27 protein-coding genes and 1 tRNA gene are annotated in these 26,185 nt (G+C 71.5%); 7 read left to right on the top strand and 21 right to left on the bottom strand.

What is annotated here, in order from left to right; all coding sequences use genetic code 11:
• Window positions 1–176: 176 nt before the first annotated feature.
• The 3 genes from B1759_RS10615 to B1759_RS10605 form a co-directional block, all read right to left on the bottom strand.
• Window positions 177–1,589 (bottom strand): T9SS type A sorting domain-containing protein, encoded by a 1,413-nt coding sequence (locus B1759_RS10615; RefSeq protein WP_095514980.1) that lies wholly within the window; start codon window positions 1,587–1,589, stop codon window positions 177–179.
• Window positions 1,590–1,671: 82 nt separating this feature from the next.
• Window positions 1,672–3,189, bottom strand: a complete 1,518-nt coding sequence (locus B1759_RS10610; RefSeq protein WP_095514979.1) for a cell wall metabolism sensor histidine kinase WalK — start codon at window positions 3,187–3,189, stop codon at window positions 1,672–1,674.
• Window positions 3,182–3,901 carry a response regulator transcription factor gene (locus B1759_RS10605; RefSeq protein WP_095514978.1) on the bottom strand — a complete coding sequence of 240 codons (720 nt, stop codon included), beginning with the start codon at window positions 3,899–3,901 and terminating at the stop codon, window positions 3,182–3,184. The genes B1759_RS10610 and B1759_RS10605 overlap by 8 nt, the downstream gene beginning before the upstream one ends.
• Before the next feature lie 234 nt (window positions 3,902–4,135).
• Here B1759_RS10605 and B1759_RS10600 point away from each other — a divergent pair, with 234 nt between their 5' ends.
• A complete protein-coding gene (locus tag B1759_RS10600) occupies window positions 4,136–5,506 on the top strand; it encodes an amidohydrolase family protein (protein ID WP_095514977.1) in 1,371 nt (456 codons plus the stop codon).
• A gap of 26 nt (window positions 5,507–5,532) precedes the next feature.
• Here B1759_RS10600 and B1759_RS10595 read toward each other — a convergent pair whose 3' ends face one another.
• The 15 genes from B1759_RS10595 to B1759_RS10530 form a co-directional block, all read right to left on the bottom strand.
• Complete coding sequence (locus B1759_RS10595; RefSeq protein ID WP_095514976.1) at window positions 5,533–6,138, bottom strand: class I SAM-dependent methyltransferase; 606 nt, start codon at window positions 6,136–6,138, stop codon at window positions 5,533–5,535.
• Window positions 6,131–6,892: a PIG-L deacetylase family protein gene (locus B1759_RS10590; protein WP_095514975.1), complete on the bottom strand. Its 762-nt coding sequence runs from the start codon at window positions 6,890–6,892 to the stop codon at window positions 6,131–6,133. The genes B1759_RS10595 and B1759_RS10590 overlap by 8 nt, the downstream gene beginning before the upstream one ends.
• Before the next feature lie 11 nt (window positions 6,893–6,903).
• Window positions 6,904–8,070: an acyl-CoA dehydrogenase family protein gene (locus B1759_RS10585; protein ID WP_095514974.1), complete on the bottom strand. Its 1,167-nt coding sequence runs from the start codon at window positions 8,068–8,070 to the stop codon at window positions 6,904–6,906.
• 3 nt (window positions 8,071–8,073) lie between these two features.
• A complete protein-coding gene (locus tag B1759_RS10580; RefSeq protein WP_158225211.1) occupies window positions 8,074–9,198 on the bottom strand; it encodes a glycosyltransferase family 2 protein in 1,125 nt (374 codons plus the stop codon).
• Between the two features lie 141 nt (window positions 9,199–9,339).
• Window positions 9,340–9,711, bottom strand: coding sequence for a CHY zinc finger protein (locus B1759_RS10575; RefSeq protein ID WP_198948813.1), 372 nt, complete (start codon window positions 9,709–9,711; stop codon window positions 9,340–9,342).
• Window positions 9,708–10,286, bottom strand: a complete 579-nt coding sequence (locus tag B1759_RS10570; protein WP_095514972.1) for a biotin transporter BioY — start codon at window positions 10,284–10,286, stop codon at window positions 9,708–9,710. Before B1759_RS10570 ends, B1759_RS10575 begins: the two co-directional genes overlap by 4 nt.
• Before the next feature lie 79 nt (window positions 10,287–10,365).
• Complete coding sequence (locus B1759_RS10565; protein WP_095514971.1) at window positions 10,366–10,872, bottom strand: VOC family protein; 507 nt, start codon at window positions 10,870–10,872, stop codon at window positions 10,366–10,368.
• A 572-nt stretch (window positions 10,873–11,444) separates the two neighbouring features.
• The gene (locus B1759_RS19270) at window positions 11,445–12,065 is read right to left on the bottom strand and encodes a hypothetical protein (protein WP_143537338.1); all 621 of its coding nucleotides are present in this window, start codon (window positions 12,063–12,065) and stop codon (window positions 11,445–11,447) included.
• A complete protein-coding gene (locus tag B1759_RS10560; RefSeq protein WP_158225210.1) occupies window positions 12,055–12,984 on the bottom strand; it encodes a tyrosine-type recombinase/integrase in 930 nt (309 codons plus the stop codon). The genes B1759_RS19270 and B1759_RS10560 overlap by 11 nt, the downstream gene beginning before the upstream one ends.
• Window positions 12,985–13,015: 31 nt before the next feature.
• Window positions 13,016–13,303: a hypothetical protein gene (locus B1759_RS10555; RefSeq protein WP_095514969.1), complete on the bottom strand. Its 288-nt coding sequence runs from the start codon at window positions 13,301–13,303 to the stop codon at window positions 13,016–13,018.
• Window positions 13,304–13,387: 84 nt separating this feature from the next.
• Window positions 13,388–13,732, bottom strand: a complete 345-nt coding sequence (locus B1759_RS10550; protein ID WP_095514968.1) for a hypothetical protein — start codon at window positions 13,730–13,732, stop codon at window positions 13,388–13,390.
• A 221-nt stretch (window positions 13,733–13,953) separates the two neighbouring features.
• A tRNA-Val gene (locus tag B1759_RS10545) sits at window positions 13,954–14,027 on the bottom strand.
• Between the two features lie 192 nt (window positions 14,028–14,219).
• Window positions 14,220–14,795 carry an RNA polymerase sigma factor gene (locus B1759_RS10540; RefSeq protein WP_369811372.1) on the bottom strand — a complete coding sequence of 192 codons (576 nt, stop codon included), beginning with the start codon at window positions 14,793–14,795 and terminating at the stop codon, window positions 14,220–14,222.
• Between the two features lie 214 nt (window positions 14,796–15,009).
• Window positions 15,010–16,047, bottom strand: a complete 1,038-nt coding sequence (gene holA / locus B1759_RS10535) for a DNA polymerase III subunit delta (protein WP_095514966.1) — start codon at window positions 16,045–16,047, stop codon at window positions 15,010–15,012.
• Window positions 16,048–16,141: 94 nt separating this feature from the next.
• Window positions 16,142–16,432, bottom strand: a complete 291-nt coding sequence (locus B1759_RS10530) for a hypothetical protein (protein ID WP_095514965.1) — start codon at window positions 16,430–16,432, stop codon at window positions 16,142–16,144.
• A gap of 120 nt (window positions 16,433–16,552) precedes the next feature.
• Here B1759_RS10530 and B1759_RS10525 point away from each other — a divergent pair, with 120 nt between their 5' ends.
• Window positions 16,553–17,206, top strand: a complete 654-nt coding sequence (locus B1759_RS10525) for an MIP/aquaporin family protein (protein ID WP_095514964.1) — start codon at window positions 16,553–16,555, stop codon at window positions 17,204–17,206.
• A gap of 89 nt (window positions 17,207–17,295) precedes the next feature.
• Window positions 17,296–18,237 (top strand): aldo/keto reductase, encoded by a 942-nt coding sequence (locus tag B1759_RS10520; RefSeq protein WP_095514963.1) that lies wholly within the window; start codon window positions 17,296–17,298, stop codon window positions 18,235–18,237.
• Here B1759_RS10520 and B1759_RS10515 read toward each other — a convergent pair.
• The 3 genes from B1759_RS10515 to B1759_RS10505 form a co-directional block, all read right to left on the bottom strand.
• Window positions 18,227–18,700 (bottom strand): hypothetical protein, encoded by a 474-nt coding sequence (locus tag B1759_RS10515; RefSeq protein ID WP_095514962.1) that lies wholly within the window; start codon window positions 18,698–18,700, stop codon window positions 18,227–18,229. The two genes, B1759_RS10520 and B1759_RS10515, sit on opposite strands and share 11 nt — an antisense overlap.
• A 5-nt stretch (window positions 18,701–18,705) precedes the next feature.
• The gene (locus B1759_RS10510; protein ID WP_095514961.1) at window positions 18,706–19,515 is read right to left on the bottom strand and encodes a hypothetical protein; all 810 of its coding nucleotides are present in this window, start codon (window positions 19,513–19,515) and stop codon (window positions 18,706–18,708) included.
• A gap of 148 nt (window positions 19,516–19,663) precedes the next feature.
• Window positions 19,664–20,065: a hypothetical protein gene (locus B1759_RS10505; protein ID WP_095514960.1), complete on the bottom strand. Its 402-nt coding sequence runs from the start codon at window positions 20,063–20,065 to the stop codon at window positions 19,664–19,666.
• 249 nt (window positions 20,066–20,314) lie between these two features.
• Here B1759_RS10505 and typA point away from each other — a divergent pair, with 249 nt between their 5' ends.
• The 4 genes from typA (at window position 20,315) to B1759_RS10485 (ending at window position 25,998) form a co-directional block, all read left to right on the top strand.
• The gene (gene typA / locus B1759_RS10500) at window positions 20,315–22,150 is read left to right on the top strand and encodes a translational GTPase TypA (protein ID WP_095514959.1); all 1,836 of its coding nucleotides are present in this window, start codon (window positions 20,315–20,317) and stop codon (window positions 22,148–22,150) included.
• A 178-nt stretch (window positions 22,151–22,328) separates the two neighbouring features.
• The gene (locus B1759_RS10495; protein ID WP_143537337.1) at window positions 22,329–24,491 is read left to right on the top strand and encodes a carboxypeptidase regulatory-like domain-containing protein; all 2,163 of its coding nucleotides are present in this window, start codon (window positions 22,329–22,331) and stop codon (window positions 24,489–24,491) included.
• Window positions 24,488–25,285 carry a hypothetical protein gene (locus tag B1759_RS10490; RefSeq protein WP_095514957.1) on the top strand — a complete coding sequence of 266 codons (798 nt, stop codon included), beginning with the start codon at window positions 24,488–24,490 and terminating at the stop codon, window positions 25,283–25,285. Before B1759_RS10495 ends, B1759_RS10490 begins: the two co-directional genes overlap by 4 nt.
• Window positions 25,285–25,998, top strand: a complete 714-nt coding sequence (locus B1759_RS10485) for a glycosyltransferase family 2 protein (RefSeq protein ID WP_095514956.1) — start codon at window positions 25,285–25,287, stop codon at window positions 25,996–25,998. The genes B1759_RS10490 and B1759_RS10485 overlap by 1 nt, the downstream gene beginning before the upstream one ends.
• Window positions 25,999–26,185 lie beyond the last annotated feature (187 nt).

The following is a 26,185-nucleotide window of genomic DNA, read 5'->3' as shown; positions in this document are numbered from 1 at the left end:
TCCTGTCATCCTGAGCGGAGGCTGTCCTCGGCCGGAGTCCACCGCAAAGCGTCGGCGCAGCCAAGGATCTCTGCCGAGCACGCACATCCAGGTCGGCAGAGATCCTTCGACTGCGCTCGCTACCTCTCGCTCCGCTCAGGATGACAAAGGGGTGGGTTTGAGCAGGCACACAGTCCCTACCGCGCGACCGTCAGCCCTGTGCTTACGGTCCCCGCCTCGGTCACGACGCGGACCGAGTAGGCGCCCACCGGCCAGCCCTCCGCGTCCAGCGCGAGCCGCTGGCCGTCCGTCGCCGCGCCCTCGTGGAGCACCGCCACCTCCCGGCCCAGCGCGTCGAGCACGCTCACTCGCACCGCCTGCGGCGACGCCAGCGACAGCCTCACCGTCACGGCTCCGCCCGTCGGGTTCGGCCACACCGACACACCGACCGAGGCGGGCACCCCAGGCTCCGACTCGCGCGCCACCGGCTGCATCGCCTCCGCCACCCGGCCCCGCGACCGATACGACCACGACGCCAAGTTGCCGCTTCGCGAGGTCCCGGCGTACAACCTCCCGTCCGGGCCGACCTCCACTACTTGGACTCGCGTGATGTGGGCATCTGGATGAGACATCACCCCAGGCACCCGACCGATGTACGTCCACGTCTCGCCGCCGTCGGTCGTCGCCCACACCCGGCTCGGATACGCGTCTGCCACCACTGCCCACTCGGGACCACCGCCGACCTCTGCCGGGACCGCCGTGATGGAGGCCGTTCCAGCGTACTGGAAGGCGTGGACCTCGCGCCACGTCTCGCCCTCGTCGTCCGAGGCCCAGACGTAGGTGCTCGGGCGTCCTGCCTGCGTGCCGAGCACCAGCAGCCGGCCCTCCTCGGAGTCGCCCGGGCGGCCCGTCACGAAGCCGTCGAGCATCAGCATCTCCGTCAGGTCGAAGCCGATCTGCGTCGTGTCGTAGAGCGCCGGGATGGGGGCGTAGGTCTGCCCACCGTCGCGCGAGAGGACGGCCCCATAGAAGCCCGCGGCGACGACGCGGCCGGAGCGGAAGGTGTGGAGGCGGAAGCTGTAGTACTCGACCGAGGGCTCGGAACGCGTCCAGGTGTCGCCGCCGTCGTCTGAGTAGGCCGTCTCGCGCCCATCGCCGGAGACGAGGCGGCCGGGGTAGGGCGAGTCGTACGAGAACTGGTCGAGGGCGCCATTCGGGCTGATGCGTCCATCTGACCCACCAGCCGGGCTCTCGACACGGTCGAAGGTCTCGCCGCCATCGACGGAGCGGTAGAGGCCTGCCCCGACGAAGAGCGTGTCGGGTCCGACCTCATCGAATGGGTCACCGAGGAACATGACTGGGCCATCCGATGAGAAGATGAAGACCTCGCTCCAAGCTTGGCCGATCTGGTCGAGTCGGAAGACACCTGCCCCTCCACCCCAGACGGTCGGCGCGTCGCGGTCACCGGAGAAGGCGAGGGCACGAAGTTGCTGTCTCGCGTTGCCGAGGGGCTCCCATGCGGTCGTGTCGTCGAGCGCGCCCTGCGCGTCGGCGCTCGCCCCCAGCGTGAGGGCGAGCGCGAGCAGGCAGACGGAATGCAGACGCAGCATCGGGACAGAGTGAGCCCCGAAGGATAGGCACACGCTCCCACCGACCCCGCCCGCCTCGGCGCCGAGGCGGAGGGAGCGAGGGCTACGACAAGGTCTCCACGAGGTCGCCCTCCTCCACCCGCACGCGGGGCGCGACCGGCAGCACGAGCACGAAGGTGGCCCCCGCACCGAGCGTGCTCTCGACGCGCACGGTGCCCCCGTGGAGCGCCGCGATGCGCTTGACGATGGCGAGCCCGAGCCCGGCGCCGCCGTCCACCGCCCGGCTCTCGTCGGCGCGGACGAAGCGGTCGAACACGCGCGGCAGCAGCTCCGGCGCGATGCCCTCACCCGTGTCGCGGACCGAGACGGCCAGCGCGGACGCGTCGGCGCGGGCGACCTCGACCTCGACGGCGCCGCCGGGCGGCGTGTGGCGGAGCGCGTTGTCGACCAGGTTGCCCAGCGCGCGGTCTACCAGCCCCGGGTCGAGCGCCGCCAGCGGCAGCCCGTCCTCGGCGCGGATGTGGAGGCGGATGTCGCGACGGCCCGCCTCGGCGCGGCGGTCGGCGACCACGTCGGCCGCGAGGTCGGCGAGGTCGGTGGGCTCGGGGCGCGGGCGGACCTCGGCGGCGTCGAAGCGGGCGAGGTCGAACAGGTCGGCGACGAGGCCGGAGAGCCGCTCGGCGCTGCGGAGGGCGCGGGCGGTGTGCGCCTCGCGCTCGTCGGCGGGCGCGTCGGGGCGCAGGACGAGGGTTTCGAGGTAGCCCTGGAGCGACGCGAGCGGGCTCCGGAGGTCGTGGCTCACGTTGGCGACGAGATCGCGCCGTTGGCGGTCGGTGCGCCGGAGCGCGTCCACCTGCGCCTCGATGCGGGCGGCCATGCGGTTGAAGGCCCGGCCGAGCGCGCCGATCTCGTCCGCCCCGTCCTCGCTCGCGCGGACGGCGAGCGCGCCCCGCTCGACGGCGCCGACGGTCGCGGTGAGTCGCTGGAGGCGGCTCGTGAGGCCCCAGAACGCCAGCACGCCGACGAGGGCCGTCAGTCCGAGGGCGAGCAGCAGGCCGCGGGCGGCGGCCCCGCCGAGGGCGCTCGGCCAGAGCGCCGCCGCCACGTCGTCGTAGCGCTCGCCCTGGAGGATGACGTACAGGTAGCAGCCCGCCTCGCCCATGATCTCGATGGGGGCCACGCTGAAGGGCCGCGCCTCGCCCGGCCGCGCGGGGTCCGGCCCGAGGACCGGCGGCATCGCGCCTGCCATCAGCCGGTCCAGCGGCGCCGTCTCCACGACTGGCTCCAGCGGGCGCCCGCGGGCGTCCATGAACCACGACTTGATCATGCCGTCGCTGCCGAGCAGGTACACGTCGATCCGCCGGTTGACCTGCGACAGCCCCGCGATGATGTCCGCGATGGCGACCGTGTCGATGTCGGTCATCAGGTGCGGCTGGAAGCGCGGTGCCAGTTCGGCGGCGAAGTCGAGGTGGAGCGCCTGGTCGGCCGTGGCGACGGCGTCGCGGGCCGAGCGCGCCGTGAGCGCCAGCACGGCGACGCCGAGCACCAGAAGCAGCGCCAGGAACAGGCCCGACAGGCGGACGCCGAACCGGCTCCAGAACGGAATGGCGGGCTCAGGCATCGGCGACCTCGGCGGGCTCTGCGAATCGGTACCCGACGCCCCAGACGGTCTGGACGAAGACGGGCGAGGCGGGGTCCGGCTCCACCTTCGCGCGGAGCCGGTTGATGTGCGTGTTGACGGTGTGGGCGTAGCCCGCGAACTGGACGCCCCAGACCTTGTCCAGCAGCTCCTGCCGGCTGAACGCGCGACCGGGGTGCCGCGCGAACAGCACCAGCAGCTCCAGTTCCTTCTTCGTCACGTCCACCGGCTCGCCGTCGATCTCGACGCGGGCGCGCTGGGGGAAGACGGTCAGCGGCCCGAACCGCAACGCCTCGTCGGGGTCGGCCGGGGGCCGGTCGTAATCCACGCGGCGCAGCAGGGCGCGGACACGCGCCATCACCTCGCGGACGGAGAACGGCTTCGGGACGTAGTCGTCGGCGCCGGTCTCCAGGCCGAGCACGCGGTCGGTCTCGGAGCCGCGCGCGGTCAGCATCAGCACCGGCACGGTCCGGTCGGCCTCGCGGAGACGGCGGCAGACCTCCATGCCGCCCAGGCCGGGCAGCATCAGGTCCAGCACGACGAGGTCGAACGGGTCGGCGAGGGCGCGCTGGAGCGCGAGCGCCCCGTCGGCGACGGCCTCGACGGCGTAGCCCGCCTCGCGGAGGTGGAGGCCGAGCAGGTCGGCGAGGTCGCGGTCGTCCTCGACGAGCAGCACGCGGGCGGCGGCGGTCATGGGTCGGGAGGGTGTGGCAGTGGACGCGGCGCGGCGCCCGGGTCTTTCGGCAGGCCCGCCTCGGGGCCGAGGCGGACGGTACCAGTGTCGCCCCGACTCGCGCCCGAGTCCTCACGGGTCTGTAAACACCCGGCGCCGGGCCGTCGCCTGGACGTGGCGCCACGGGCTGGCGGAGGATGAGGAGAACCCGGGGCCCCGACCAGTTGCAGATTCCGCCATCCCCTCCATCCTCGGATGCGCTCGCTCGCCCTCGTCCTCCTCTCGCTCCTCGCCGGCTGCGAGGCGCCCCCCATCGGCCCCTCCGAGACGACCGTGCGCGTCCTCCGCGGCGCGACGCTGATCGACGGCACCGGCGGGCCTCCCCTCGCCGACGCCGTGGTGGTGGTCGCCGACGGACGGATCGCGGCGGTCGGGCGCGACGGCGAGGTCGCGATTCCCGACGGCGCCCGCGTGGACGACCTCGCGGGCGGCTTCCTGATTCCGGGCCTCATCGACGTGCACGCCCACGCCCTCGTGCCGACGTGCGACGGAGCCGGATTCGACGAGGCGCTGTCCGAGCGGCTGGTGGCGGCCCTCCTCCGGTTCGGCGTGACGACGGCGCGGAGCCCGGCGACGCCGACGGCCCACGGCGTCGCCCTCCGGGATCGCATCGCGGCGGGCGCGATCCCCGGCCCCCGGCTCCTCGTAGCGGGCGAGTTGATCGACGGCCGCGAGACGACGCCCGAGGCCGTCCGCGCGGAGGTCGACGCGCAGGCCGCGGCGGGCGTGGACTTCGTCAAGCTGTACAGCCGCCTGTCTCCGGAGGCGGTCCGTGCGGGCGTCGAGGCCGCACACGCGCACGGCCTCCCCGTCATCGGCCACCTCCAGCGGACCTCGTGGACGGAGGGCCTGGCCGCGGGCGTCGACCAGCTCACGCACGCGGCCCCGTGGACCGAGGAGATGCTCGCCCCGGCCGACCGCGCAGGCTACCGCGACGCCGTCGCCCGCCGCGGCCCGATGCGGGCGCGGATCGACTGGCTGGAGGCGCTCGACCCCGACGGCCCCGAAGTGGGTGCGGTCGTGGACGCGCTCGTCCGCCAGCGCGTGCCGCTGGACCCCACGCTCGTCGCCTTCGATACCAAGTTCTCGACCGACGGGACGCGGCCGGTCGCCGCGCGCTACCGCGACCACCCCGACCGGGACGCGGCCGAAGGCCTGCCCGCCCTCTGGGAGGCGTGCGGCGCCGAGACTGACGCCTGGACGCCCGACGCCTTCCGACGCGCCGAGGCCGCGTGGCCGACGCTGCTCGCCCTCGTCCGCCGCTACCACGAGGCGGGCGTCCGGCTCACTGCCGGGAGCGACACGCCCAACACCTGGGTGATCCCGGGCGAGGGCCTTCACCGCGAGTTGGAGCTGCTCGCGGACGCGGGCCTCCCGCCCGCCGACGTGCTCCGCATCGCGACCCGCAACGGTGCCGAGGCCCTCGGGCTGCTCGCCGAGGTGGGCACGGTCGAGGCCGGCAAGCGCGCCGACCTCGTGCTCCTCACGGCGGACCCGCTCGCCTCGATCTCGAACACCCGCCAGATCGCGTGGGTGATGCAGGGCGGCGAGCGCGTCGAGCGGTAGCGAGAGTCTGCCCCGCCTCGGCGGCGCTACAGCCGGGCCACCACGTCGAGCCGGTAGTCCGGCGCTCGGTGGCCGTCGAGGCGGTGCCAGCGGGCGTCGGCGAGGAACCGGGCGTGGACGTCGTCGGCCGTCTGGGGGTAGTCGGTCGGTCCGGTCCAGTGGACGAGGAGGAGGTGGCCGCCGGGCACGACGGCCGCCGCGAGCCGGTCCGCGAGGGCGTCGAGGTCGGGACGCGAGAGGTAGTACCCGACCTCACTGAGCACGGCGAGGTCGAACGGCCCTCCCGGCGTCTCGGCAGGGAGGGTCCGGCGCTCGAAGGTGACGTGCCCCAGGCCGGCGCACCGCTGCCGGCCCTGGTCCAGCGCCGCGTCCGACACGTCGACGCCGAGCAGCGCGTCGGCGCGCGAGGCCAGGTGCCGGGTGAGGACGCCGATGGAACAGCCCAACTCGACGGCCCGGCGGTAGCGGACGCGAGGAAGGGCCACGAGCGTGGCCGCGTACTTGGCGGCCTCGTAGGGACTCGTCGCGTAATCCCAGGGATCGGTCTGGTCGAGGTAAAGGCGATCGAAGTAGCCCGGTGCCACCGAGCCCGTGGGCGTCCGGTGCGGACCGGTGGGCGGTGGGTCAGGCATGGGCATGGGGATCGGTCGCCGTGACGGGACGGCCGGGTTCGAGGAACAGCTCCCAGGACCGATCGAAGAAGGCCAGCATGTCGGGCGCGAGGCGGAAGCCGTCGGGGTCGTCGGTGATGAGTCCGGTCTGGGAGCGGTGGGCCGCGATGGCGCGGCGCTTCGCCGGAAGCACGGCGCCGATGTCGAGCCGCCACGCCCGCGCCTCCCCTTCGTGGGGGGCCTCCTCGCCGTCGGCATGGGGCCACGCCCAGACGGGGTACTCGATCCACCTCGGCGGGTCGTCGAGCCGAGTGGCGGCGGCTGCGGCCAGCGCCCATGTGCCGACGTGGTCGCAGTGGGGATCGCGGCGCCACGGCACGAGCACGGTCTCGGCACGGCCCAGCGCCTCGGCCAGCCGCTCGGCCGCCGCCTCGAAGGGCGCCGAGCCCGGCACGGGCAGGCCACAGTCGGGGTGCCCGAGGAACACGATGTCGTCCACGCCGAGCGCGGCGACGGCCGCACGCGCCTCGGCCTCGCGGAGGGCACGGAGCCGCTCCGGCGGGTACGCCGCCGAGCCGGGGTGCGACTGCGCCCCATCGGTCACCACGACGACGCGAGCCGGTACGCCGTGGGCCGCCAGCCGCGCCAGCAACCCGCCGCAGCCCAGCGACTCGTCGTCCGGGTGCGGCGCGAGGACGACCGTCCGCCCCAGCGTGCGGACGCTGTCGCCGGGGCGGAGGGGGTGGCGCTCTGGATCGATCAGGAGAGAAGACACGGCGATGGGGGTCAGAGGTCGGAGCCGAGAGGGCGGGCGTCGTGGGAGAGGGCGTAGGCGCCAGCGGCTTCGACGGCGCCGTCGGGGTCTGGCTGGCGGAGGTAGAGGCGCAGGTCCCGCCCGACGCGCTCGGAGGGGCCGGGCGCCCCGAGCCCCCGCGCGCCGACCGTCCGGTCGGTCCACTCCAGCACGTCGAGGCAGACCCGCTCGATGGCCGTCCGCGCCATCTGGGCGTAGGCACGGACGGCCTCCGGGTCGGGCGTGCCGGCCGGTGGATCCATCAGGCGCGACGCGCCCAGCAGCCAGAGCGCGCCCGTTTCGAGCGCCGTCGTGATCTGGCCGAACCGGGCCTGCTGGCCCGCGTGATCGGTCCGCCCGAGGCGGGCGAGGTGGGCCCGTGCCGCCCGGGCGAGCGCCTCGGCACCGCCCAACTGGACCGCCGCGAACCGGATGCTGCCTCCCGTGAAGGCCGGCTCGCGGAGGTAGTCGCCCGGCGTCCCGAGCAGCGCCCCGGTCCCGACCGTGGTACCGGACACGTCGACCCGGCCGCTCTGCGAGGCCCGCATCCCCTCGGCCTGCCACCACTCGGGCTCGACGGTCGCGTCCAGCGTGTCGAGCGGGAGCACGGCCATCTGCCAGCCGTCGCCGAGAGCGCCGGGCACCAGCGGCCGCGTGACGTGCGCGCAGCCCGAGGCGAACGTCTTGGCGCCCTCGACGCGGACGCGGTCCCTGTCCACCGTGTAGCGGACGCCGTCGGCAGGGATCTCGGTGTTCCACACGCCGAACAAGTGGCCGTCACGAGCGTCGGCGGCCCACCGCGACCGCTGCGCGTCGGTCCCGAACTGGTCGATGAGCAGGAGCGCGTTCACGTGCCCCTCGTAGAGCCGCCCGAGCGGCAGGCTCCCGCGCCCGACTGTCCGCAGGACAGTCAGGAGGGCGTGGAGAGAGCCGGGTGCGGTGCCCAGCCCGATGCCCCCGTCCTGTCCGCGGAGCGGGGCCGCGAGCAACCCGGCCTCGCGGAGGGCCTCGACGTCCGCCTCGGGAAAGCCACCGGGGTGGTCGACCTCGGCGGCGCGACGGGAGGCCGCGTCGGCCACGCGGCGGGCGGCATCGACGGCAGCGTCCAGGGGGTCGGCGCGGCCATCACCGGCGGGGCGGGCGAGGATGGGGAACGGCATGGGTCAGGCAGCGAGCGGAAGCCGGGCCCGCGCAGGTGCGGACCGACGGACCAGGCGGGCGGCGTGATCGAGGCGAGCCGCCAGCGGGAGTGGGTGGAGGACGGCGATGCGTCGGCGGAGGTCGGCGATGGCGTCCGGGAGCGGCTGGCCGTCGGGCACGTCGGGCGTGGTGCGGAGGGCCGTCGGGTGGGGCTCGCCGGGATGGGCCGCGGCGAACAGCCCGAGGGCCGCGAGCCGCTGCTCGGCCGCGACCGCGGGCTCGACCCTCGGCTCCTGCCCCGCAGCGACCTGCTCGGCCCACCACGCGAAGGCGTCGGCCAGCCCGCCCTCGGCCCGACCGGCTGCGCGCGCCGAGGTCCGCACGCGGACGGCCGGGCTGTGGCGGAGGCGCCACCCGTCCGCACGGAGCGCGTCGACCAGGGCCACGTCTTCGCTCGTCCGACGCGCCGGGAGCCCACCGACGGCGACGTAGGCGCGCGCCGTCACGGCGAGGCTGGCCCCGAACTGGTGGTGATGGCGCGGGAGCGGGTCCCACGGCTCGGGCGCGTAGAGCGCGCACAGCGTCTCCAGTGCCCGCCGGTAGGCGAGGTCGAGCAGGTAGAGCCGCCGGACACCCGGCGCCAGAGCGGCGCGGTCCACGGCGTGGAGCAGCGCCCGCCCCCCGACCGCGTCGGCGCCCGCCTCGACCTCGGCCTGCGTCGCCTCGATCCACGTCGGCTCCGGCATGGTGTCGGCGTCGGTCGTGAGCACGACGCCCGACGTGCCGGCCGCGAGCAGGCGCGCCGCGGCGGCGTCCATCGCCAGTTGCCGCGCTCGCCCGACGTGCGCGTCGTCTCCATGGAGAGCGACGTGGACCGCACGCAGCCAGGGGCGCTCCGCGGCGAGCGCCTCGGCCAGCTCGGAGCTCCCGTCGGTGCAGTTGTTGAGCACGAGCAGCGCCTCCGCGCGTCCGTCGGCGAACGGCGAGACGCCCGCGACGCGCTGCGCGCCGAGCGCGTCCACGGTCTTCGCGAGGCGCTCGGCCTCGTTGCGGGCGGGAATCGCCACCGACCACCGAAGCTCCGGTGAGACCTCGCCGAAGAGACGCGGCCGGGCCCGGAGCAGGGCCTCTCGCTGGAACGAAGTCATAGACGGATCAGGCCATGTCATGTCGCCCGACCTACCCCCTGATCCACCCTCTGATCCGCCCTCGAATGAGCTCCAGCCCCTACCCGACGCCCTCCCCAGCTTTTCCCCGATGTGACGTCTCAGCCGCCCCAGCAAGGGGAGTCACCCCGCCTCGGCGTAGTGGTGAGCGTGGGCCGAGCAGCCCGGGTTGAACGCGGCCTTGCAGACCGGGCAGGCGTGATCGGCGGCGCGGTACGCAGGCCATGTCATCGTCGCCCGGCAGACGCCGCAGAGGACGGACGGCTCGTCGAACCGGGCGCGGGGCCAGACCTCGGCCGGGTGGTCCGCTGTCGCGTCGTGGCAGCGGTGGCACGGCGCGAACGTGTCGCAGCAGGCGAAGCGGAGCGCGACCACGTCCGTCGGCCCGTGGTAGTGCACGCACCGCGTCTCCGCGTCCACGTCGAGGCCGCGGAGGGAGACGGCGAAGCGGTCGTCGAGGACCGGTGTGCGGGTCGTCCGACGCGCGGTCGTCACGCGATGCGACGGAGTCCCGCGTATCCACCCGCGACGAGCCAGACCTTCGCGAGGTCCCAGACGATGAACAGCAGCGCGCCCTTCAGGATCGACTCGCCCCACGTCTCGTGCCCAGCAGCTACGTGCAGCCAGATGACGCCGACGGTGAACAGCAGCACCACGCCCAGCGTCATCCCGGCAGCCGAGGCGAGGAAGCCGCGCCGCTCGTCGGTCAGCCGCCCGATCAGCAGCGCCACGACCGGGTAGGCCAGCAGGTAGCCCGCCGACGCCGAGCCCATCAGGTAGCCCAGCCCGGACGCGCCGCCCGCGAACACCGGCAGCACGAGCCCGGCCGCGAGGTAGAGCGCCATCGCCAGGAAGCCGTTGCGCCCGCCCAGGACCAGCCCGGCGCCGTAGACGGCCACCGTCTGGAGCGTGATCGGGACTTCCCACAGGTACACCTTCGCGTGCGCGCCGAGCGCCGCCAGCGCGGCGAACCCGACGATGCCCGCGACCTGCATGCCGACAGAGGCGTCGGAGCGGCTCAGGAAGTCGGCGAGGGGAGAGCGGCGGACAAGGGCGGAGAGGGAGGCCATGGGCGACGAGGCGGAGAGGGGCCCGCAACATACCGTCGCCCGCCGCGCGTCCGTCTCGGAGACCGCTCGAAACCAGGCGTCAGCCTGCACCGCGAGCAGGACCGCTGGCCTCGGCGAGGAGCGCGCCGAGGTCGAGCGCCTCGGTGACCATCGCGAGCGTGCCGTCCGGCCGACGAGGCCAGGCCTCCCGGGGTCGATCCCACATCAGTTCGACGCCGTTGCCATCCGGGTCGCGCAGGTAGAGCGCCTCGCTGACGCCGTGGTCGGCCGCGCCGTCGAGTGGGACGCCCGCGTCCACCAGCCGCCGGAGGGCATCGGCGAGCGTGGCGCGGTCGGGGTAGCGAATCGCGACGTGGAACAGGCCCGTCGTGCCGGGCGCGGGTGGGCCGCCGCCGCGGCTCTGCCACGTGTTGAGTCCGATGTGGTGGTGGTAGCCGCCCGCGCTCAGGAACGCCGCCTGGTCGCCCATCCGCTGCATCACCTCGAAGCCGAGCACGCCGTGGTAGAAGGCCAGCGCGCGGTCCAGGTGGGCCACTTTCAGGTGGACGTGCCCGATGCCGACGCGGGGATCGATGGGAGCGCTCATTTTGGTCTGCCTGGGAATCTCAGGAGGGCCAGCACACGGGGAGCGACGGCCAGTTCCCCGCTCGGCCTGAACGACAAAACCCCTGCCTTCAAGATTCTTGAAGACAGGGGCAGTGGGCCCTGATGGATTCGTCACATTCGCCTTATCCCGTTACAGGACACCAGACATGGGGAGGTCAGGTACAACATTCGCTCCGAAAGGAGACTCCGCGCCAATGTGCGTTCCGCAGAGTTGACCCCGTGAGACTGTGAGACTGAGACTGACGTGAGACTCTACTCGCCGTGGGATTCGAGTCGGTCCAGTTCGGCACGAATCGCTTCTGAGAGTTCAGTTGGCAAGTCGGCCACCCTGTCGAGTTCTGCGAGCGCAGCCCGGCGCCACTGAACATGATCGGCTTCGAGGTGACGCAAACTCCGCTGGCTCGATGGCGGGAGGCCCGCGCCTAGGAGATGCGGGATCATACCACGGCGAGAAGGCTCGGCATTCACTTCCGCCCAGAGCCACTTGATCAGCAGACCCCGGCTTTCCTCGCTCTTTTTTATCCTGTAATCATCTATGTATTTTACTTCATCCTAATACATATCGATTAATTTAGACTTTATCCATGTCCTAAGTTCAACAACTCGATTATGCTGTTCTCTAAAAAGGTGTGCGGCGTCCACCTTTTCGGGCATACGGTTAACTACTTCAACAGCCGTCTTCTTCATATCCGGGCCTGCAAGCAGAAAGGCACGTGACACCCAAGCCCGGCCCTTTTCTTCCCCCGAGTCTACACTGATCTCTAGCGGTGCTAAAGCTGTGTGAGTACACACATTCCTTAAAGCTACTAACCAATTATGCTCATTGCTGTCAAAGAATCTATCATTCAGATACCTAACCAGCTTGCCCTCTTCTTTACGCAACCGAAACAGGGACGGAATGGGGGACGAGCCTGAACCGTCCCTACCTGCCTTTACCCTATCAACTACTGCGGTCAAGGAACTCAGATACAGGAAGGTGAAACCACGCCAGAGCTGCTCTTTCTCCTGAAACCGCCAGCGGTGGAGTTGGCTCACAAAGTCGTGCGGTTGGGCGTCAAGCGGGCCGAAGATGGCATCTTCCAAGAGACGCATTCCCGTTGCCTCCAACTCACACGCCGCGTCGAGTTCAGCCAACGCTCGGTCCAAGAGCCTAGCCCGTTCATCAAGAGTCATCGTGGCCGAGGGGATACTGCACAGAGATGAAGTCGGCTGCACAGTTAGCCAGCCGATCTCTCTGGTGAAGGTAGAGCATCGTCGTCCCGATGTTCTTGTGGCGCGCGTGCGCCTGCACCTGCTGGAGCGTCGCCCCCGCCTCCAGGGCCAGCGTGCAGCCGGTGTGACGCAGGACGTGCGGCGTGATCGGGGGCAGCCCCGCACGCTCTGCCGCCTGCATCACGATCTTGTACACAGCCTGCCCCCCGAGCCGTGCCCCCGGCGGCCTCCCCGTCAGGAGCGTACGGAACACCGGGCCGGTCTCCTCGCCGTACAGCTCGGCGACGGCGGCCACGCTCGCCACCACGTCGTCGGTCGCCTTGATGTGCTGGTCGGCGCCTCCCTTCGCTCTGGGGATCGTGAGTGTCCAGTAGCCTCCCACGCGGCGGACGTGCTCAAAGTCGAGGGCGACGGCTTCACCACGCCGCAGGCAGCCCTTGATGAGCACGCGCAACAGCGCCCGGTCGCGGATGCCGGTTCGTGACTCGGCGTCGGTGCAGTCGATCAGCGCGCGGGCCTCGGCGAGCGTCAGGACGTGGATGGGACGCTCGCGCCAGTCGGTGCGCGGGATGCGCCGGACCAGCATCCGGTCGGCCGGGTTGCGCTGGACCAGCCCTTGGGCGGCGAGCCAGCCGTAGAAGGACCGGAGCACGGAGAGCGTCCCCCGGATGGACGACAGGGCGAGGCCGTGCTCCTCCAGGGCCTCGATGTAGCGGTTCACGTCCACCGAGGTGACACGCCGGGCCGTGTCGAGCGTCACCAGATCCGTCCCAAAGAAGCGGGTGAGCGCAGATCGGTAGGTGGTCTGCGTCGTCTCCCGGTCGTAGCGCAGGAGGAACTGGCGTAGCAGATCCTCCCCCCTCCCGGGTGCCGGGCTCATCGTGGACGACGCTTCGCGCGCACTGCGCGCGTTAGTAGGGGATGTCGTCGTCGGGCTCGAAGGAGTAGTCATCGCGAGGGTCCTGTCTTGGCCTCGGCGGAGCGTCGGTCATGAGCAGGCGAACGACCCTCTCATCCTCCGTCTCGGGCCGCTCGTCGTCGTAGCCGAAGTAGGGCGCGGGGTCCTCCGGCGGCAATCCTGCTTCCTTCCGGATTCGCTGCCACCGCCTCTCCTCCCGCCACGACGAGCCGAACACGTACACGAGGGGGGCGATGAAGAACAGCACCAGCGAGAGCAGGACGAGAAGAATCTCTAGCACAGTCGGCGGCGAAGTAGGCAGCCAAGCTAGCGCCCCCGCCAGCCGAAGCGGACGGGGGCGCGGATCGTCCACCGGAGGCGGGGCCTAGTCGTCGCCTCGGAAGACGTTGACCGTGGAGCGCGGGCCGTACGTCTGGAGGAAGGCCGACGCGGGCGGCTCCGCCTCGATGGCCGCGGCCTCCCCGTCCGGCGCGAAGTCGCCCGACCCGAGGGCGCGGGCGGCGTCCATCGCGCCGAGCGCGTCGGCCAGGGCGGCGCGGGCCGACTCGACGGCCTCGGCGGCGTGTGCCCACGCGGCGCGGGCGACGGCGCGGGAGAGGATGAGATGAGGGTGAACCGTCAGGGTCGTCCGGTGCGGGAGCGTGGCGCCGGTCTCCGTCTCCCGGTCGAAGAACAGCGTCGGCACCGGGGCGCCGGTCGGGACGGCCACGGCTCAGACGCCTCCGCCAGCAAAGTCCACAAAGTCCACCGTCCAGTCGTCCAGTCCCGTCGTGGCCTGCGCAAAGGCGGGAGAGGCCTCCGGTACAACATGGGTACAACGTTCGCCGTCAGACAGCGGCGTGGGGCCTGCCAGCAGGTGCCGAGAGAGGGGCATAAACGACGAAACCGGCGCGTACTGTCAGAAGCTACGACAGTACGCGCCGGTTCTCGTGGGCCCTGATGGATTTGAACCATCGACCTCTCGCGTGTGAGGCGAGCGCTCTAAACCCCTGAGCTAAGGGCCCAACGCCGCAGGCGGCAGGCGCCAGCGGGACGACGAAACTAGCGGATGCACCCGCCGCCCGGCAAGCGTTGTCGGTGGAGAGACCGCGAGGACGACGGCCCTGCCCACCTCGGCGGTGACTGCACCGAGGCGGCCCCAACGAAAACGGGCGGCCCTCCAGGAGAGCCGCCCGCTGACAGGAGCCGGAAGAGAGCTACGCCTCCTCGGGCGTGTAGACCTCCTTGAGGATGCCCTGCAGCTTGGTCCGGCCGCGGTTGATGCGGCTCTTGACCGTGCCCATCGGGAGGCCCGTGATGTCGGCGATCTCCTCGTAGGCGAGCTGCTGCACGTCGCGGAGGACGACCACCTCGCGGAACTCCTCGGGGATCTGCGCGAGCGCCTCCTGGATGTACTTGTCCTGGATGGTGCCCTCGGCGTGCTTGTCCGGGAGGAAGGTCTCGTCGGGGATCTCGACCTCGTACTCCTCGTCGTCACGGTTGACGGACTGGAGGCTGTACAGGCGGCGGCGCTTGCGCTTGCGGTACTCGGACCGGGCGAGGTTGCCGGCGATGGTGTAGAGCCACGTCGAGAACTTGGCAATTCGACGGTAGCTGTGGCGGTTGCGGTAGACGCGCAGGAACGTCTCCTGGAGCAGATCCTCACACTCCTTGAGGTCGCCGAGGAACCGGTAGATGTAGTTCGTCAGCGGGTCGTGGTAGCGGCTGACGAGGATGTCGAACGCCTCGACCGTCCCCATCTGGAACTGGGACATCAGGTCCTCGTCGTTCATCTGCGACAGCACGCCGTGGTTCTTGGACGCCGGAGTTACGGTCCGGTTGGCCTTGGCGAACGTCTGCTTCTTCAGGGTCGGCATAGGGATCGAGGGGAGGTGGTGGGCGAGGAGGGGCGCCGGTTTGTCAGCGGCCAGAGAAACGCAAGGAGCGTGCCCACAGTCTCTGTCGGAACAGAGATCACTGGGCTTTCGTGCTTTCCCCCGTGCCTCGCTAAGGAGCTGTCGCCGCTGCACGACGGAGTGCGAGGGTCAGGATGAGCCGCTCGTCGCGGTGAGAGCCCCCCTTGAGTTCGAGATCGGCTGCCAGGAGCGCTTCGAAAGCCCGGCGGACGCCTGCGCGCCCGTACCGCTTCGCGGGTGGCACGTAGTCACGGAGGAAGTACGGACTCACGCCGATCTGTCCGGCCCACTCGCGTTCTGGCGTGCCGGACTCAAGACAGCCTGTCAGCTTCCAGAGCTTCGTCATGTGAGACGCCAGCAGGGCGACCATGCGGATGGCCTCGCCGCGCCGGTTGCCCGCCTGCGCGAGGAGCGCGTCGGCGATGGCGAGCGCGTGCGGGACGTCGCCGCGGCCGAGTGCACTCTGGAGTTCGAACGGGTTCTGGTCGGCCGAGTGGCCTGCGGCCCGCAGGACGTCGTCGCGCGTGACCCGCTTCCGCTCGCCGACGTACGTGATGAGCTTCTCCACCTCGGCGTCGAGGGAGCGGAGGTCGGAGCCCGCCATCTCGGCGAGCAGCGCTGCTGCCCCCGACTCGGTCTCGACGCGCCGCGCGCGGAACCGTTTGTCGACCCAGCCGGGCAGCGCGGCGGGCTTGAGCGGCTCGAAGTTGGACCAGACGGCCTTCTCGCGGAGCGCCCGGTAGGGATGCGCCGAGACGTTCGGCTTCGCGTTGCACAGCAGGACGACGACGGTGTGGGGGTTCGGCGCCTCGGCGTAGCTCTTGAAGAGGCTGTTGTCGTCGAGCTTCTCGAACCCACGCACGACCACGAGCCGACGTGCAGCCATCATCGGGAACTGGGCGCACTGTGCGAGGACGGCCTGCGCGCTCGCCTCCGGCCCGAACACGACATCGAGGTTGAAGTCGCGCTCGTGGGGCGCCACGGCGTGGTCTACCGCCAGCCGCTGCAGCTCGTCCATGAACCAGCCCTCCTCGCCGTAGAAGAAGTACAGCGGCGCGAACTGGCCGTTTTTGAAGCCGGTGGCGAGGTCGTCGAACGAGGCGCCGGTCTTGGAGCGGCCTTTGGCCATGGCGGAGCGGTGGGAAGCCGGGCAGGTCCGAAGGTAGGCCCGAGGCGGACGGCGCCCGGCGGGTTCGCGGAGTCCCCATGCGGCCCGGTCCTGGCTACCCGGCCGGGCGGTAGGCGCAGGTGCAGCGCTTTCCCGGGTCCACCTCGTGCGGGATCGGCTGGAGGCGCATCGCGTCGTCGGCCGTCATCACGAAGCCGTCCGTCTCGCGGCACGCCTGCGCGGTATCGGCGCCCGTCCCAGCCGTCAGGCGGACGCGCCGTACCCCGGACTCCACCAGCAGGAACAGCTGGTAGGTCTCCGCTTCCGTCCGCGTCATCGGGCCCGTCGGGGCGAAGTCGTGGGGGTCGCGCGGGTTGGTGAACTGCGTGGGGCGAGAGGTACCCATGCGACCAAGGAAGTCCTCACTCGTCGCGTCCGAGACGACCCGGCCACTTCGGTACGAATCCGTTCCACCCGGACGCAGTGACGGCGGGTCTAGCTTCGGCTCAGTCGTCTCCCCCCTGCCATGGCCGCCAAGCTGCTCACGGAGTTCCTCGGCACGTTCTTCCTCGTGCTCACCATCGGCCTGACGGTACTCATCGGGAGCACGTATGCGCCGTTCGCCATCGCGGGCGTGCTGATCGGCGCCATCTACATGGGCGGGCACATCTCGCGGGCGCACTACAACCCCGCCGTGACGCTGGCCTTCTGGCTGCGCGGCGGGATCCCTGGCTCGCAGGTGGTGCCGTACATGGGCGTGCAGGTGCTCGCCGCCATCGTGGCCGCCTTCGCCGCCGACACCATCACCGGGGACGTGCTCCAGGTGATGCCCGCGGAGGAGACCGGGCTCGGGGCCTTCTTCCTGCTGGAGCTGCTGTTCACGTTCCTGCTGGCGCTCGTCATCCTCAACGTGGCGATCGCGCCCACCACGCGGGGCAACGATTCGTACGGCCTGGCCATCGGGATGGTCGTGCTCGGAGGGGCCCTCGCGGCCGGCCCCATCTCGGGGGGCGCCTTCAACCCGGCGGTCGCGGTCGGGCCCATCCTCGTCGACCAGATGATCGGCGACGGAGCCTCGCTCGCAGGGCTCTGGGTGTACCTCGTGGCCCCGTTCTCGGGGGGCGCGCTGGCAGCGCTCGCGTACGGGGTGATGAACCCGGACGCCCCAGACGGTGCGTGACGTGGCCGCGTGAGGGATCCGACAAGAGGAATCAGGGACCGGCGCCTGCGAGTCAGAGCCCCGACTCCTCTCTCCAGATCCCCTCCCCCATGCAGACTCGCTCCATCGGTTCGCTGACCGTCTCCACCGTCGGCCTCGGGTGCAACAACTTTGGCTGGCACATCGACGAGGCCACCTCGCAGACGGTCGTGGACGCGGCGCTCGACGCGGGCATCACGCACTTCGACACGGCCGAGCTGTACGGCGAGGGCGCGTCGGAGGCGTTCCTCGGCCGCGCCCTCGGGTCCCGCCGGGACGAGGTCGTGATCGCGACCAAGTTCGGATACCGGAGCGGCGACGGTCCGACCGGGAAGGGGGCCCCGGACGCCGTTCGCGCGGCGTGCGAGGGCAGCCTGCGGCGCCTCGGCACCGACCGCATCGACCTGTACTACCTCCACCGACCGGACCCGGCCACGCCCATCGCCGACACGCTCGGCGCGCTGGCCGACCTGGTGACCGAAGGCAAGGTGCGCGAAGTCGGCTGCTCGGGCTTCTCCGCCGACCAGCTTCGCGAGGCCGAAGCCGCGGCGACCGGCGTCCGGTTCGTGGCTGTCCAGAACGAGTACAGCCTGCTCCACCGCGAGCCCGAGGACGGGATGCTCGACGCGTGCCACGAGGCCGACGTAGCCTTCGTGCCGTACTTCCCGCTCAAGAGCGGCCTGCTGACGGGCAAGTACCGCAAGGGCGACGCTCCGCCCGAGGGCTCCCGCCTCGGCGGCGCCGAGGGCAGCCGCTTCCAGTCCATGGGCGACGCGCTCCTGACGCCCGCCAACCTCGACACGGTCGAGCGGCTGATCGCGTTTTCGGAAGCGTGCGGCCACACCATCCTGGACCTCGCCTTCGCATACCTGCTCGCCCACGAGCCGGTCGCGAGCGTCATCGCGGGCGCCACGAAGCCGTCCCAGATCGGGGGCAACGTCGCCGCGGCGGCCTGGACGCTCTCGCCCGACGACCTCGCCGAGGTGGACGCGGTGCTGGCGGCTACCGCGTGAGCGACCAGATCGTGCGGATCACCGTGCCGTCGTCGCGCGGGCCGTAGAAGTGCCATTCCTGCCGGCCGTCCTCGTCGACGGCGAGGTTGGCGGCCTCGTCCATGGTGGCGCCGAGGAACACGACCCGCTCCTGATCCCGGTCGACGGTCAGGATGCCGCATGACCGGAATGCGGTGGCATCGTCCGGGTCGAACACGACGAACGCTCGAAACAGGTCGCCCTCGGCCCGCAGAGGCTGGCTCCGGTTGCAGATCACCTCGCGCGCGATCTCGATGGCACTGGCCTCGGGCTGTCCCTGGGGCATGACGGCGCCGTCGTACGCAATTCGCTCCGCGCGGACGCTCCGGGTCCACACGCCTTCGAGGCGTTCGACGGCCGCCTCGCGCTCGTTGTCGTCCACGGGATCGAAGAAGGCATCGCAGCCAACCAGCAGGAGGGCGACGACCAGAAGAGAGAGACGCATGGGAATCAGAATTTCAGGACGATGACCTCGACGCCCGCCTCGACGCGCATCCCTTCGAGGTGCTCGGGCTGCACGGCGACGGCGTCGTTGAGGCCCGCCGGGTCGGCCGCCCAGGCCTGGAAGTCGAGCGGGAAGGCGTCGTTGAAGGCCTGCACGTCGTCGTCGCGCATCGGGATGCCGGACGCGCCGCCGGGCTCGGGGAGGTCGAACAGCACCCGCACCGGGATGGTGATGCGGTCGGTGATCGCCAGCCGGAGCGTGCCCCCGGCCTCGAACAGGAAGCGCGACCCACCCACGTCGCGGTAGATGCCGTTGATGCGATACTCCGAGCCGACGCTCTCCGAGCCGTCCGGGTACACCCAGGCGGCTCGGATCACGTCCTCTCTCAGTGACGCCTGAATGACGGGCCCCACCGTCACGCGCGGCACCACGGCCACCAGAACCTCCAGAAACGTGGACTGGTCAATGGAGGTCGTGGTCACCCGCAGGCCTGAGTCGTTCTCGAACACGGCGCGGGCGTCGGTCGCACCACGGGCATACGTGTACCCGAGCGCGAACTCGACGCCGTCGGCGCGGACGCGGGTCGTGACGCCGCCCGAGAGGCCCTGCACGTGGTCCGGCAGCAGATCCACCGGCCCGTCGAGGCGCTGGGCGTAGAACTCGCTGAACGTCCGGTCGAAGGTGTCGAGGGTCTCCCCGTCGTAGCCGAGGCGGGTGAAGCCGCCGGTGAGGGCGATCCCACTGGTGAAGGTGACGTCGCCGGACTGGGCGAAGGCCGGGGCGGCGAGGAGCAGGGCGAGGAGCGAGAGGCGCATCGGCGAGGTGACGGCGGCGGCGAGCGATGATCGCTCCGACAGGATGGGCGCCCCTCCCCTTATCCGGGGATGTCCGCAGGGAACGTGTGGCCGGTCTCCCGCGCCTCCACCTCGGCGAGCCGACGGCGAGGAGGACGCGCCGGGCCGGTCAGCCGGTCGAGCGCTCCAGCCGGAGCGTGCCGCTTGCGCCTCTCGTGTCCGGGCAGGACCCCGCATCCAGGTTGATGGAGCCCTCCATCCGATCCTCCGACTCGTCGAGGGACAGGATGCCGCTCCAGCGCTCGCACCCGCTCTGGAGCGTCCACGAGAGGCGCCCGAGGTCGTCGATGTCGCCCGAGAGATCGGTCGGGTTGAATACGCCGGAGATCCGGAGCGTGCCGCCGACCGTCGTGCCGGACTGGGAGAGATCGGCGGAGGCGGAGAACCCGTTGGGGAGAAGGGCGCTTCCGGCCCAGGAGCCGGCCAGGTCGGGCGTGTCCGACGCGGTCAGGTCGCAGCCAGAGGTACCGGCGAGGAGCGCAAGGAAAAGGACGAAGCGAAGGCAGGGCATGGTGGACAGGGGGAGTGTACCTGAGACACGCACCGTACGGCGACGGAACCGCTCATCCGCCACGGCACCGAGGCGCTCACGTCTCCCCTCCCCCGGGCCGAGACCGTCCGCCTCGGCACCGAGGTGGGAGCGGAGACCTGCCCTTCTTGCGAGCCCCGTCTTCGCCTCGAACGCACCGGCCCTCGGCGTCCGCCTCACTGTCTCCGGCGGACCTTGGCGGTTTGACCCCCTCGGCCACCGGCCCGAAGCATGCAGATCCGCAACGTCGCCATCGTCGCCCACGTCGACCACGGCAAGACCACCCTCGTCGACGCCCTGCTGCAGCAGAGCGGCACCTTCGCCGCCCACGAGGCCATCACCGAACGCGTGATGGACTCCATGGACCTCGAGCGCGAGAAGGGCATCACGATCATGGCCAAGAACACGGCCGTGCGCTACGCGACCGACGCGGGCGAGAAGATGAAGATCAACATCGTCGACACCCCCGGCCACGCCGACTTCGGGGGCGAGGTCGAGCGCACACTCCGCATGGTGGACGGCATCATGCTGCTGGTCGACGCCGCCGAGGGACCGCTGCCGCAGACGCGCTTCGTGCTCTCGAAGGCGCTCGCGCTCGGGCTGGTGCCCATCGTGGTCATCAACAAGATCGACCGCGGCGACGCCCGCGCCTCCGAGGTGCTGGACGAGATCTACGACCTGTTCATCGACCTCGACGCCGACGAGCATCAGCTCGACTTCCCGGTCATCTACGCCGTCGCGCGTGACGGCGAGTGCACGCTGGAGCTGGGCTCGGAGCTGACCGACCTCAAGCCGGTCTTCGAGACCATCGTGAACACCGTCCCGGCGCCCGCCGGCGACCCGGAGGCGACGCTGCAGGTGCTCGTCACGGACGTCAAGCCGGACAACTTCCTGGGTCCGATCGCCATCGCACGCGTGGTCAACGGCACGCTCAAGGTGAAGCAGCGCGTGCTGATGTGCCACCGCACCGGTGAGACCAAGGCCGCGCAGGTGACCAGCCTGTTCGTCTCCGAAGGCCTGGACCGCGTCGAGGCGGAGACGGCCACCGCCGGTGACATCGTCTACATCGGCGGCATGACCGGCATCGGGCTGGGCGAGTCGCTCACCGACATCGACGACCCCCAGCCGCTGGCGGCGCTCGACATCGACGAGCCGACGCTGTCGATGGAGTTCCGCGTCAACGACTCGCCGTTCGTGGGCAAGGACGGCAAGTACGTCACCTCCCGCAACCTGCGCGACCGGCTGATGAAGGAGGGCGAGGCCAACCTGGCCCTCCGCATCGACGAGACCGAGACGACGGACCGCTACCTCGTCTTCGGCCGGGGCGAGCTGCAGATGGCGATCCTGATCGAGCAGATGCGCCGCGAGGGCTACGAGTTCGCCGTCGGCATGCCGCAGGTGATCACGAAGCAGGTCAACGGCAAGACGCACGAGCCGTACGAGCGCGCGACGGTCGACGTGGCCGAGGAGTTCATGGGCGTCGTGATCGAGACGCTGGGCACGCGCAAGGGCATGATGGTCGAGATGAAGAACAACGGCGGCGGGCGCATCCGGATGACGTTCGAGATCCCGGCGCGCGGCCTGATCGGCTACCGGACCGAGTTCCTGACCGACACCAAGGGGACGGGCCTGCTGACGCACCTCTTCGACGGCTACCGGCCGTGGGCGGGCAACATCACGCACCGCGCGACGGGCGCCATCGTGGCGGACCGCAACGGCAAGGTGACGCCCTACACCATCGTCAACCTGCAGGAGCGCGGCCAGCTGTTCGTGGAGCCCGGCGACGAGGTCTACAACGGCATGATCGTCGGCGAGAACGCGCGTGACGAGGACATGGAGGTCAACGCGACCAAGGAGAAGAAGCTGACCAACATGCGGGCCTCGGGCTCGGACAACTTCCTCAAGATGAACCCCTCCAAGAAGATGTCCCTGGAGGAGGCCATCGAGTTCATCCGGGACGACGAGCTGATCGAGATCACGCCCCACCACATGCGGCTCCGCAAGCGCCACCTCGACACGCACGAGCGCAAGCGCGCCACCAACGCCCGCAAGAACGCGGAGGGGTAACGCTCCAGAGCACGGGCTCTCGCGAGCGCAGGATGGAGCACGGGCCGGTCCCTCGGGGGTCGGCCCGTGTCTCGTTCGGGCCGCCTCGGCGACAGGGCCGAGGCGCGGGGAGCGGAGGCCGACGGGGCGTACGTCGTGCCTCCCCGAGGCCCCGCCGCGGCCCGTAAACTCCGGGCCCGTGATTCGCCCCCTCACCCTGCTCGCCATGCTCCTGGTCGCCGGCCCCGCCGCGGCCCAGGCCGACCTGTTCGGCGTCGTGGCCGATGCCGAGTCGGCGGGGCCCATCGTGGGCGCGGCGGTGGTGCTGACCGACAGTGCGGGCACGGTACGCGGGCGGGGCGCCGGGACTGAGGGCCAGTTCGTCTTCCGCGGGCTCCTGTCGGGTCGCTACGTGCTTCGCGTGACGGCGCTCGGGTACGCGCCGCTCGTCGACACGCTCGCCCTGGCCGACGGCGAGCGCCGCGACCTGGCCGTGTCGCTGACACCGCGGACGGCCGCCCTCGGCGCCGTCGAGGTGGAGGCGATCGAGGGCGCGGCGGTGCGGGAGCCCGGCCTGACGCGCCTCCGCCCGGCCGACCTCGCGGCGCTCCCCACCCTCGACCCCGGCGGCGACCTCGCCTCGGGCATCCTCGCCCAACCCGGCGTGAGCACCCTCGGCGACCGCGGCGGGCAGCTCTCCGTCCGCGGCGGCACGCCGACGCAGAACCTGGTGCTGGTGGACGGCATCCCGCTCTTCCAGCCGTTCCACCTGCTCGGCGGCTACAGCGCGCTCCCGGCGGGCGTCGTCCGCTCGGCGGACGTGTACGCGGGCGGGTGGCCAGCCCGCTTCGGCGGTCGGATCGCGTCGGTGGTGGACGTGACCGGGCGGACGGGCCACAAGCGGCGCGTCGGCGGGGCGGTGACGGCGTCGCCGGTGCTCCTCGGCGCCGAAGTGGAGCTTCCGATCGTGCCGGGCGACATGTCGTTCCTCGGCTCGGTGCGCCAGTCGGTCGTGGAGCAGTCGGGCGAGGCGCTCGGCATCGCGCTGCCGTACCGGTTCTCGGACGCCTACGGCAAGCTCCACGCACGCCTCGACGCGACCTCGACGCTCCAGGGGACGGTCCTCTTCGCCGACGACGAGGGCGATCTCGGCATCAACGGCAACCGCATCACCACGCGGACCGAGGCGGCGGGCGGGCAGTTCTTCTCGATCTCGTCGGCCTTCGCGGCGGCCATCGACGTGAGCGCCTACTGGTCGCGGTTCACGACCACGTTCGATCCCATCGGGGCTCCCTTCCGGGAGGCGTCGGCGGAGACGTTCGGCGGACGCTTCGGGTACGTCTACTACGTCGGGCCCCACACCGTACGGACGGGCATCCAGGCGTCCTCGTACCTGTTCCAGTACAGCTTCCAGCCGAACGCAGAGACGGGCCAGAACACGAGCGAGGGGTCGATCTTCGTCGACGCCGACCTCGACCTCGGGGCGGGCGTCCGCCTGGAGCCGGGGCTCCGCGTGCAGACGTTCCCCGCGCAAGCGCGGACGACCTCCGTCGAGCCGCGGCTGCTGATGTCCTGGGCGACGGGGCCGAGCCTCTTCCGAGCGGCGGCGGGCGTGTACCGGCAGGAGATCGTCGGCTTGCAGGACCAGCGCGATGTGGGCGACGTGTTCACGGCCTGGACGACCACCCAGACGGCCTTCCCCGTGCCGACGGCCGTTCACAGGCTCGTCGGCTGGGAGGGCGGGTTCGGGCCGGTGCGGCTCGGCGTGGAGGGGTACGCGAAGGCGCTCTCGGGCCAGACGATCCTCCTGGACGGTCGCCTCCTCTCCACCAATGGCAACGCCCGCGGCGTGGAGGTAACCGCGGCCCTCCGGCGCCCCGGCCTCCGCCTCGACGCCCGCTACGGCGCCCAGTCACTGACGTACCGCGACGCCGAGCGGACGTACCGGCCGCCGTTCCACCGTCCCCACCGGCTGTCGGTGGACGGCCGCGTCGAGCGCGGGCCGTTCGCGCTGGCCGCCGCCTTCCAGCTCACCTCCGGACGGCCGATCTCCGAGGTCGCTGGGGCCTACCTGGACCTGACCGAAGCGATCGCGCGCGGCATCCCGATCGAGGCCGCGTCCGGGCCGGGCGTCGTCCTGTTCGCCCCGGAGCCGTACGGGGGGCGGACGCCCCCCTATGCCCGCCTGGACGTGTCGGCGGAGTGGGCCGTCCGGATCCCCGGCGCGCGGGCCGTCGTGCAGGCAGCCGTCCTCAATGCCACCGACCGGGCCAACGTGTTCTACTACGACGCCCTCCGCGCTGAGCCGGTGAATCAGCTTCCGCTCCTGCCGACGCTCGGCCTGCGCGTCGAGGTGGAATGACGCGCTGGTCGCTCCTGCTGCTGCTCGCCGCCGCCCTCAGCGCCTGCGACGACGGGTTCTCCCCGCGAGTCGATGACACCCGCGCGTTCGCGCTCTACGGCACCCTCGATGGCCGGACGGCTCGTCAGGCCATCCGTGTGCAGGACCTCGCCGGGAGCGTGCTCGACACGCCCGACCGGCTGCCCGTGACCGTCACCTCGACCGAACTGACGACTGGCCGGACGACCGCCTGGCGCGACTCGGTCGTGACCCTCCCCGACGGCATCCGCGCGCACCTGTTCGTGGCCGACCTCGCGGTGGCGCCGGGCGACGCCCACCGCATCGAAGCCCTCCGCGACGCCGACGGGGCCCGGAGCGTGGTGACGGTCACAATCCCTTCGTCGGTCGTGACCTCGGGGCCGTCGCCCTCCGCATCCAGCAACGCCGCGCCCGTCGTCCTGTCCGTCGCCAGCGGGCGGCTGGAGGGCGCCCGGGTGCGCTTCGTGGTGCGGCGGGTGGACACCGACGACAGCGCCTCGTTCCTCACCCAGCCGACCCCGCAGGAAGGCGGAGGGCAGGCGTCGTTCCTCTCGTTCCTCGACACGGCGGAGCTCCAGGCGACGAGCCTCCTCTACGGCTCCACCCCCGGCGACCCGGTGTTCGTGGGCGCCCAGTTGGAAGGCGTCGTCGTGGGCACCACGCCGACGCCTGTCATCGGAGGCGTGGGGAGCATCGGCTGGGTCTACCCGATCTCCCTGTCGATCCCCTTCCCCACCCAGACCGTGACGCGGGTCGGCTTCGTGGACGGTCGCTGATGCGCGTCTCCGTGGTGATCCCGGCGCGAAACGAGGAGGGCTCGGTGGGCGCCGTCGTCCGCGAGATGCTGGCGACGGGCCTCGTCGGCGAAGTCGTGGTGACCGACAACGGCTCACGCGACGGGACGGCGGCCGAGGCGCGGGCCGCGGGCGCGACGGTGGTCTCGGAGCCCCGAGCGGGCTACGGGCGGGCCTGCCTGGCAGCCCTCGCCGAGGTGCGCCGCCGTCCGCCCGAGGTGGTCGTGTTCGTGGACGCCGACCGCAGCGACGACCCGGCCGACCTCAGTGCCCTGCTGGCGCCCCTTGTCCGCGACGAGGCCGACCTCGTGATCGGGAGCCGCGTGCTCGGCCAGCGCGCGGGGCGTGTCGAGGCGGGGGCGCTGCTGCCGCAGGCGCGCTGGGGCAACGCGCTCGCCTGCGCGCTGGTGCGCCTCCGCTGGGGCGCGCGCTTCACCGACCTCGGCCCGTTCCGCGCGATCCGCTGGGACGCCTACGAGCGGCTCGGGATGCGCGACGAGACGTTCGGGTGGACGGTCGAGATGCAGGTCCGCGCCGTTCGCGCCGGGCTGCGGACGGCCGAGGTGCCGGTGGCGTACCGCAAGCGCGTCGGGAAGTCGCAGATCACGGGGACCCTCAACGGGACCGTCCGCGCCGGGACCAAAATCCTGTGGACGGTCGGGGCACACGCTCTGCGAGGGCCGCTCCCCCGGTAGGTCCACCTCGGCACCTCCACCGAGGCGGGCGCCCTCGACGACATCGCCCCGCCACGAGCACCAGCGGGGTACCGATGTGCGCACCATCCAGCGCGTACTGTGGCACTCGTCGGTGACCGTCACCGAGCACGGCCTCGCCGACTTCGACACCGCGGCCGCGGACGGGATCACTCGCAGCATTAACATC

It is taken from the genome of Rubrivirga sp. SAORIC476 (assembly GCF_002283555.1).
Lineage (GTDB): Bacteria > Bacteroidota > Rhodothermia > Rhodothermales > Rubricoccaceae > Rubrivirga.
This window is presented reverse-complemented; position numbering and strand designations above follow the sequence as displayed.